This is a genomic window from Anaerovibrio sp., assembly GCF_045637405.1.
Classification (GTDB): Bacteria; Bacillota; Negativicutes; order Selenomonadales; family Selenomonadaceae; genus Anaerovibrio.
Genome location: NZ_JAZTZI010000087.1, coordinates 1 through 8,370 on the forward strand (window position 1 = coordinate 1; position 8,370 = coordinate 8,370).

The 8,370-nt window shown below is 45.4% G+C and carries 6 protein-coding genes and 1 other annotated feature; all 6 genes read left to right on the forward strand.

Annotated features, from left to right (window positions below):
* Window positions 1–274: 274 nt before the first annotated feature.
* The 6 genes from clpB (at window position 275) to ACKI5G_RS06165 (ending at window position 8,208) form a co-directional block, all read left to right on the forward strand.
* Complete coding sequence (clpB, locus tag ACKI5G_RS06140) at window positions 275–2,842, forward strand: ATP-dependent chaperone ClpB (protein WP_407398623.1); 2,568 nt, start codon at window positions 275–277, stop codon at window positions 2,840–2,842.
* A gap of 142 nt (window positions 2,843–2,984) precedes the next feature.
* Window positions 2,985–3,244: a binding site (T-box leader), on the forward strand.
* Between the two features lie 57 nt (window positions 3,245–3,301).
* Window positions 3,302–4,972 carry a 2-isopropylmalate synthase gene (locus ACKI5G_RS06145; RefSeq protein ID WP_407398625.1) on the forward strand — a complete coding sequence of 557 codons (1,671 nt, stop codon included), beginning with the start codon at window positions 3,302–3,304 and terminating at the stop codon, window positions 4,970–4,972.
* A gap of 246 nt (window positions 4,973–5,218) precedes the next feature.
* The gene (gene dtd / locus ACKI5G_RS06150) at window positions 5,219–5,668 is read left to right on the forward strand and encodes a D-aminoacyl-tRNA deacylase (RefSeq protein WP_407398627.1); all 450 of its coding nucleotides are present in this window, start codon (window positions 5,219–5,221) and stop codon (window positions 5,666–5,668) included.
* A gap of 156 nt (window positions 5,669–5,824) precedes the next feature.
* Window positions 5,825–7,360, forward strand: coding sequence for a ribonuclease Y (gene rny, locus ACKI5G_RS06155; RefSeq protein WP_268761928.1), 1,536 nt, complete (start codon window positions 5,825–5,827; stop codon window positions 7,358–7,360).
* Between the two features lie 271 nt (window positions 7,361–7,631).
* Entirely contained in the window at window positions 7,632–7,898 is a 267-nt protein-coding gene (locus ACKI5G_RS06160; protein WP_407398629.1) for a type II toxin-antitoxin system Phd/YefM family antitoxin, read from the forward strand.
* On the forward strand, window positions 7,888–8,208 hold the full coding sequence (locus tag ACKI5G_RS06165; RefSeq protein ID WP_407398631.1) for a type II toxin-antitoxin system RelE/ParE family toxin: 321 nt from the start codon (window positions 7,888–7,890) through the stop codon (window positions 8,206–8,208). Before ACKI5G_RS06160 ends, ACKI5G_RS06165 begins: the two co-directional genes overlap by 11 nt.
* Window positions 8,209–8,370: the final 162 nt, after the last annotated feature.

Here is an 8,370-nt window from a genome sequence, read left to right on the forward strand (position 1 = left end):
CTTTGAGTAATCTCTCCTGATAGGTAAGCTCGGACAAGTTTAACTTTCTCCTCTGCTGTAATTTTATGTTTTTGTGGCATAAAAACTCCCCCTATGATGACAGTTTTATTTTTTACTGTCTCCCATAGGGGGAGCATATCAGGAGAGGGCAGCTTTTTCTTGATTTTTATAAAAGTCAAAAAGTCTAAAATATTAATTGACTTTTTGACTTATTAAGCTATAATAACCTTAGAAGACTAAATACCACTTTCATGGAGAATGGAGGGAGCAGAATATGGAACAGGAAAAATACACTCAGAGAGTTTTAAATACCTTACAGTCCGCACAACAGAATGCGGCACTTCGTTATCATCAGGAAATCACATCACTGCATGTACTTATGGCACTGGCTCAGGAGCCTGAGGGGCTTCTTGGAACTATTTTCCAGGAGGCAGGTGTGGATACCCGAATGTTGCAGACCAGCGTTGAGGAACGTTTAAAGAAGATTCCTAGCGTCAAGGGACAGGACCGTCTGACTATGAGCATTGAGCTGGGACGGGTTATGGCCAAGGCTGAACAGCTGGCTGGCAAGATGGGGGATTCCTACATAAGTACTGAGCATCTGCTGTTGGCTATCTGCGAGGATGGTGGTGATGAGGCCAGAGAGATTTGTAAGAGCTTCGGCCTTACCAGCGGCAAGGTAAAGGATTCTATAAAGAAAAACAGAAAGCAGAATGTCAATTCCAGCAACCCGGAGGAAAGCTATCAGGCACTGGAAAAATATGGTCGTGATCTGACCCAGGTGGCCCGTCAGGGCAAGCTGGATCCTGTAATTGGCCGTGATGAGGAAATCCGCAGAACCATTGAGATTTTGTCCCGTCGTACCAAAAACAATCCTGTGCTTATCGGTGAGCCAGGTGTTGGTAAAACTGCCATTGTGGAGGGCCTGGCCCGTCGTATTGTGGCAGGGGATGTGCCTGAATCATTAAAGAGCAAGACCCTTTACTCACTGGATATGGGTGCCCTTATTGCCGGAGCCAAGTATCGTGGCGAGTTTGAGGAGCGCTTAAAGGCTGTACTTAATGAGGTAGTAAAATCTGACGGTCAGATACTTCTCTTTATTGATGAGGTTCACACCGTTGTCGGGGCAGGTGCTTCCGAGGGATCCATGGATGCAGGAAATCTCTTGAAGCCAATGATGGCCCGTGGCGAGCTTAGATGTATTGGCGCCACCACATTAAATGAATACCGTAAATACATTGAAAAGGATACTGCTTTGGAGCGTCGTTTCCAGCCGGTTATGGTGGGGGAGCCAAGTGTGGAGGATACTATTTCCATTCTCCGTGGGCTGAAGGAGCGCTATGAGGTTCATCACGGAGTAAGAATTCGTGATGCGGCCCTGGTTTCTGCGGCTGTTCTTTCAGACAGATACATTTCCGATCGTTTCCTGCCGGATAAGGCCATTGATTTGGTAGATGAGGCTGCGGCCAAGCTTCGTACTGAAATTGAGTCCATGCCGGCTCCTCTTGATGAGGTTCGTCGTAAGATTTTACAGCTGGAAATTGAAGAACAGGCCCTGCAGAAGGAAACAGATGAGGCTGGTAAGGAAAAGCTGGCAGCTATTCAGAAGGAAAAGGCCCAGCTTCAGCAGGAGCAGGAGGCCTTACAGGAGGAATGGGATTCTGAGCATCAGGCAATCCTCCGTATCCGTGGTATAAAGAAGGAAATGGATGCAGTTCGCAGTCAAATGGAAGCAGCAGAGCGTGACTATGATCTTAACCGCCTCTCTGAGCTTAAATACGGCAAACTGCCGGAGCTGGAAAAACAGCTTAAGGAGCAGGAGGAGGAAATGGCTGCCAAGGCCGGTGATGAACAGCTTTTGAAGGAAGAGGTCGGCGAGGAAGATATTGCCAAGGTTGTCAGCCGCTGGACTGGTATTCCTGTTACCAAGATGATGACAGGCGAAAGGGAAAAGCTGCTGCATTTGGAGGATAATCTTCATCAGCGGGTTATAGGTCAGGATGAGGCTGTAACAGTGGTAAGTGAAGCCATACTTCGTGCCCGTGCTGGTATCAAGGCCCCGGATAGGCCTATTGGTTCCTTTATTTTCCTTGGTCCTACTGGTGTGGGTAAGACTGAGCTGGCCAAGACACTGGCAGAATCTCTCTTTGATTCTGAGCGTAGCATGATTCGTATTGATATGAGTGAGTACATGGAGAAGCATTCTGTGGCTCGTCTTATCGGTGCGCCTCCTGGCTATGTGGGCTATGAGGAAGGTGGACAGCTTACAGAAGCAGTTCGCCGTCAGCCATATAGTGTTATTTTGCTGGATGAAATTGAGAAAGCACATCGTGATGTATTTAATGTCTTGCTGCAGATTTTGGATGATGGCCGTCTTACTGATGGCAAGGGACGTGTGGTAAACTTCAAGAATACCGTAATAATTATGACCTCAAATTTGGGCTCCCATGAGATTCTTAATAAGGATTACGAGGAGGCTGAGGCAGCTGTAAAGGAAATTTTGAAGGATTATTTCCGTCCTGAGTTCCTGAATCGTGTGGATGATATTGTGGTATTCAAGGCTTTGGCAAAGGCACAGGTAAGGGAGATTGCCGATCTGATGCTGAAGAACCTCAACGAGCGTGTAAGCAAGCAGGTTAAGATTACTCTCAGCTGGGATGATGAGGTATTGCAGTATCTTTCTGATGAGGGCTATGAACCAAACTTCGGTGCCCGACCTCTCCGCCGTCTGTTGACCCGTGTAGTGGAAACGGAGCTTTCCAAGGCTATTATCAGAGGTGATGTGGCTGAAGGGGACAATGTAGCCATGACAGTTACAAATGGACATATTTCCTTCAAATAAAGCGGTATTTAATATAATTGCTACAAAGAAATAAACAAATGGGTATTTGTAGAGGACAAAAACTTTACAGATACCCATATTTTTTATAAAAATTCTTGAAAAACACCTATGGGTGTGATATATTTAACGGGTAAGTAAATATGAGAATGTGTTGATGAGGAATATTAGCATAAGGGAGCCTTTCAGAGAGCTGTCGGGAGGTGTGAGACAGCAGGTGAGCTTTTGTGAACTGGCCTTTGAACAGCCAGCTGAATTCATCTTATAGGTGATAGTAGGTGACGCCGGAGCTGACCGTTATATCAGGGGGATATGAAGTCATGGTGTTTGACCGTATCCGTTGAGTGTGTGTCTGTATGATGCAAAATTGAGTGGTACCACGAAAGGCAGTCTTTCGTCTCTTTGGAGATGAAGGGCTTTTTTGTTTAGGATTTATATTTATCATAGAAGGAGAGACATGCGATGAAGAATTTTACCAAATATTCCAAGGGATATTATATGCCACCTAAGCCGGATATGAGCTGGATGTACAAGGAGCATCCTGAAAAGGCACCTAAATGGTGTTCTGTGGATCTTCGGGACGGCAATCAGGCTCTTATTATCCCTATGAGTCTGGATGAAAAGATAGAATTTTTCAAGATGCTTGTAGAGGTAGGCTTTAAGGAAATAGAAGTGGGCTTCCCTGCTGCTTCCGAAACGGAGTATACCTTCCTGCGCAAACTGGTAGAGGATAATCTTATCCCTGATGATGTAACGGTACAGGTGCTGACTCAGGCCCGGGAGCATATTATAAAGAAAACCTTTGAGGCTCTGGAGGGAGTAAAGAACGCCATTGTCCATGTGTATAATTCCACATCTGTGGCCCAGCGCCAACAGGTATTCCGCATGTCCAAGGAAGAAATCAAGCAGATAGCCGTGGATGGCGCCAAGCTGTTAAAGAAACTGACCGAAGAGGCTGGTGCAAATTATCGCTTCGAGTATTCCCCTGAGAGTTTTACCGGTACGGAGCCGGAATATGCTCTAGAGGTTTGTAATGCGGTATTGGATGTATGGCAGCCGTCTCCTGACCACAAGGCAATTATTAATATCCCGGTAACAGTGGAAATGTCCATGCCGCATGTATATGCCATGCAGGTGGCTTATATTTCCCAGAACCTTAAATACCGTGATGCAGTTGAGCTTTCACTTCATCCGCACAACGACAGAGGCTGTGGCGTAGCAGATACAGAGCTGGGCCTGCTGGCAGGTGCTGACCGCGTTGAGGGTACTCTCTTTGGAAACGGCGAGCGTACAGGTAACGTGGATATTGTAACCCTTGCCATGAATATGTTTGTTTTGGGCGTTGACCCTGAGCTGGATTTCACCGATATGCCAAAGCTGGTTGATCTTTATGAAAAGGTAACCCGTATGCAGGTGCCACCTCGTCAGCCTTATGCAGGGGCTCTGGTATTTGCCGCCTTCTCCGGTTCACACCAGGATGCTATTGCCAAGGGCATGAAGTGGCGTGATGAAAAAGATCCTGACCATTGGACCACACCATATCTTCCTATTGACCCACACGATGTGGGCCGTGAATATGACGGCGATGTTATCCGTATTAACAGCCAGTCCGGCAAGGGTGGCGTTGCCTTCATTATGGAGCAGAAATACGGCATTACCATGCCAAAGAAGATGCGGGAGGATTTTGGTTATGCTGTAAAGAGTGTGTCTGACCACAAGCACAAGGAGCTTATGCCGGATGAAATCTATCAGATTTTCCATGATAATTATGTAAATGTGGAGACTCCGTATAAGTTAATTGACTTCACATTGAGAAAAGATGTGGACGGCAGTCGCTGTGGCGTTGTGGATCTGGAAATTGATGGTAAGATGGTAACCTTCAATGCCCGTGGTAACGGCCGCCTGGATGCTGTGTCTAACGCTATTCAGGAGAATACCGATATTAAATACACAGACCTGACCTACAGTGAGCATGCTTTGGAAATCGGTGCCAATTCCCGGGCCATGGCCTATATTGGTATTACAGGCACAAATGGCAAGATAACATGGGGTGCTGGTATGGATACGGATATTATCACAGCTTCCATAATGGCGCTATTTAGTGCCATGAACAGGATGAAGGCTGGAAAATAAATTGAAAATAATGGGACGAGGGCAAGTATCTATAGCACAGTTTTGTCGCTAAAACTATTGTTTTGCTTTGAATCAGTCATTGAGAAAAATCCAAACTCGCTTCGCTCAAACAGTGGATGTTTTCTCAATGTGTAAGTATGCAAAAAATAGTTTCTTGACGCTCCAAAACTTATTGCTATATCCACTTGTCCTCGTCCTTTATTATTCCGTAATTCATGTAAATATTTTTTAGGAGGATTTACTTTTATGCGAGCTGTTGTTACCCGTGTTAATTCCGCTTCCGTGGAAATAGATGGCAAAATTCATGGAGCTATAGATAAGGGCTTTTTGGTATTGCTGGGGGTTGGTCCGGATGATACAGAGGAGGATGCGGCTATTATGGCGGAGAAAATCTGCAATTGTCGTATTTTTCCTGACGATGATGACAAGATGAACCTTAATCTGGAGGCTGTAGGGGGAAGCCTGCTGGTAGTTTCTCAGTTTACTCTGTTTGCCGATGTGAAAAAGCGCCGTCCCAGCTTTTCAGGAGCAGGTAAACCTGATATAGCCATACCTCTTTATGAGAAATTCATGTCTATTTGCCGGGAAAAGGGATTTAGGGTGGAGCATGGAGAATTCGGTGCCATGATGAAGGTTTCCTCCGAAAACGATGGTCCGGTAACCTTGTTGTTTGATACTGCCGAATGGCGCAAATGATAGGCTAAATTCGTAATGCTTTAGCCTCTGCCTTCCTTGACACTATTTGCATATTTCAGTAAAATAAAATAGTATGGCTGGGTAAAACATTCCGGTCAAAAATAATGATAATTAATGCTTAGAGAGGCTTAAAAATTAGTAGGGAGGTGTGTTATTATCATTGAAATAGTTGGAGCAGCTGTTGTTGCCCTGGTATTGGGCGGCTTTGGCGGATATATGATGCGTAAGCAGGCAGCCGAGCAGCAGATTGGTTCTGCTGAGGAAGAAGCAAAGCGTATCGTTCGTGATGCTGAGGAAAAAGGTGAAGCAGCAAAGAAAATGAAGCTGTTGGAGGCGAAGGAGGATGTCCATCGTCTTCGTCAGGAGCTTGATAAGGATACTCGTGAGCGTCGCTCCGAGATTCAGCGCCATGAGCGCCGTATAGTTCAGAAGGAAGAAAATCTTGACCGCAAGATTGATGCCCTGGAGAAGAAGGAGGAGAACCTTGCTTCCCGGGAGGCCAAGCTGGAAAAGAGCCAGGCTGAGATTACGGAGCTGCATGAAAAGCAGAAGGAAGAGCTGGAGCGTATTTCCGGTCTTTCTCCTGAAGAGGCCAAGAACATGCTGTTGGCAGAGGTAGAAGAAGAGCTGAAGCATGAAAAGGCCATTATGATTAAGGAATATGAGCAGCAGACCAAGGATGAGGCTGAAAAGAAGGCAAGAAATATCATTTCTTTGGCAATTCAGCGTTGTGCTGCTGACCATGTGGCAGAGACTACTGTTTCCGTAGTTGCCCTGCCAAATGATGAAATGAAGGGCCGTATCATTGGCCGTGAGGGTCGCAATATCCGCGCTCTTGAAACCATGACTGGTATTGACCTGATTATTGATGACACCCCAGAGGCTGTTATCCTTTCCGGTTTTGATCCGGTTCGCCGCGAGGTGGCCCGTATCGCACTGGAGAAGCTCATTACCGATGGCCGTATCCATCCGGCAAGAATTGAGGAAATGGTTGACAAGGCCCGCCGTGAGGTGGAGCAGCGTATTAAGGAAGCCGGTGAACAGGCAACCTTTGATACCGGTGTTCATGGCCTCCATCCAGAGATGATTAAGCTGTTGGGACGTCTGAGATATCGTACCAGCTATGGACAGAATGTGTTGAATCACTCTGTTGAGGTTTCCCATTTGGCTGGTATGATGGCTGCAGAGCTGGGTGTAGATGTTATGCTGGCCAAGCGTGCCGGTCTTATCCATGATATTGGTAAGTCCATTGATAACGAGGTTGAGGGTACTCATGTTACGATTGGTGCTGACATTGCCAAGAAGTACAGAGAGTCCAAGAATGTTATTAATGCCATCGCCGCTCACCATGGCGACGAGGAGCCTATGACTGTTGAGGCAGTTCTGGTGGCAGCAGCGGATGCTGTATCTGCAGCCCGTCCTGGTGCCCGCCGTGAGAGTCTGGAGACTTATCTGAAGCGTCTTACCCGTCTCGAGGAAATTGCCGAGTCCTTCAATGGTGTTGAGCGTTGCTTTGCCATTCAGGCTGGTCGCGAAATCCGCGTAATGGTTAAGCCAGATAAGGTTGATGATGTGGAAGCAGTTGCACTTGCTCATGATATCGTTAAGAAGATTGAGGCTGAGCTGGAATATCCAGGTCAGATCAAGGCAACCATCATCCGCGAAACCCGTGTAGTAGATTACGCAAAATAATTTAAATACGAATTTAAAACCGGTGTGGTTCATCAATAAATGATGCACTACACCGGTTTTTTGCTCTCTCATAATGCCATGGCAACGATATCGTTCAAATATATACCCGCATTGCGTGTATAAGTCAAAACAATAATTTGACTATTAGCATTTATATTCTGTGGCTGTTGCATTTAATCAGTGCAGTAGCCATATTTTTGTGGTAAAAAAGATATGATTGTAATATAATAGCCATAGAATAATGATAGAATTATGATAGGAGGTGGCGATTATGTTAATAAAACCTTCAACATCCTTACGGAACGATTATGGAAAAATATCTATGATGGCCCGTGAGAGTCAGGAGCCAATTTATATAACTAAAAATGGCGAGGGAGATGGCGTGTTTATGAGTATAGAGGCATTTGAACGCAGGGAGGCCATACTCAATATGCGGGAAAAGGTGATGTTAGCTGAGCAGGAACGGATAAGCGGGGCTAAAACTATGTCATTAGCTGAAGCAAGGGAAAAGTTGCAGGAGCGTCTCAATGAAACATGAAGTGATAATATTACCACAGGCATGGGAGGACCTTGCGCGTATAGCGGATTGGTACAAGTTATTTTTTAGCGCGGATTCAGCTTCTAAAGTGACTGACAGTATATTGAATGCTATTTCAAGATTGGAAAAATTTCCTGAGTCTGGTTCCATGACACCTGATGATTGGTTAAATCAGCGTGGCTATCGTATGGTTATTGCAGAGAAACATGCGGCAATATATCGATTTATCAATGATGCGATTTATGTATATCATATTTTTGATATGAGACAGGATTATCCGGAAATTTTCAGACAGTTGGAAGGGATATGAGAACTTTTAACGGAGATTGCCTAGGCGGTTTCTTAGTGCGGAAATAAATTTTGATTTATGGTATAATATAAGAGTATTTTAGTAGAAATAATTGAGCCGGCGTTAGCCGGCTCTTTGGAGTTTTTTTATACTGTTTTGCAAAGGAGGCGGGAAATATGGATT

Coding starts and splice junctions, on each gene's coding strand:
- clpB (WP_407398623.1), top strand. CDS start 275: ATGGAACAGGAAAAATACACTCAGAGAGTTTTAAATACCTTACAGTCC.
- ACKI5G_RS06145 (WP_407398625.1), top strand. CDS start 3,302: ATGAAGAATTTTACCAAATATTCCAAGGGATATTATATGCCACCTAAG.
- dtd (WP_407398627.1), top strand. CDS start 5,219: ATGCGAGCTGTTGTTACCCGTGTTAATTCCGCTTCCGTGGAAATAGAT.
- ACKI5G_RS06160 (WP_407398629.1), top strand. CDS start 7,632: ATGTTAATAAAACCTTCAACATCCTTACGGAACGATTATGGAAAAATA.
- ACKI5G_RS06165 (WP_407398631.1), top strand. CDS start 7,888: ATGAAACATGAAGTGATAATATTACCACAGGCATGGGAGGACCTTGCG.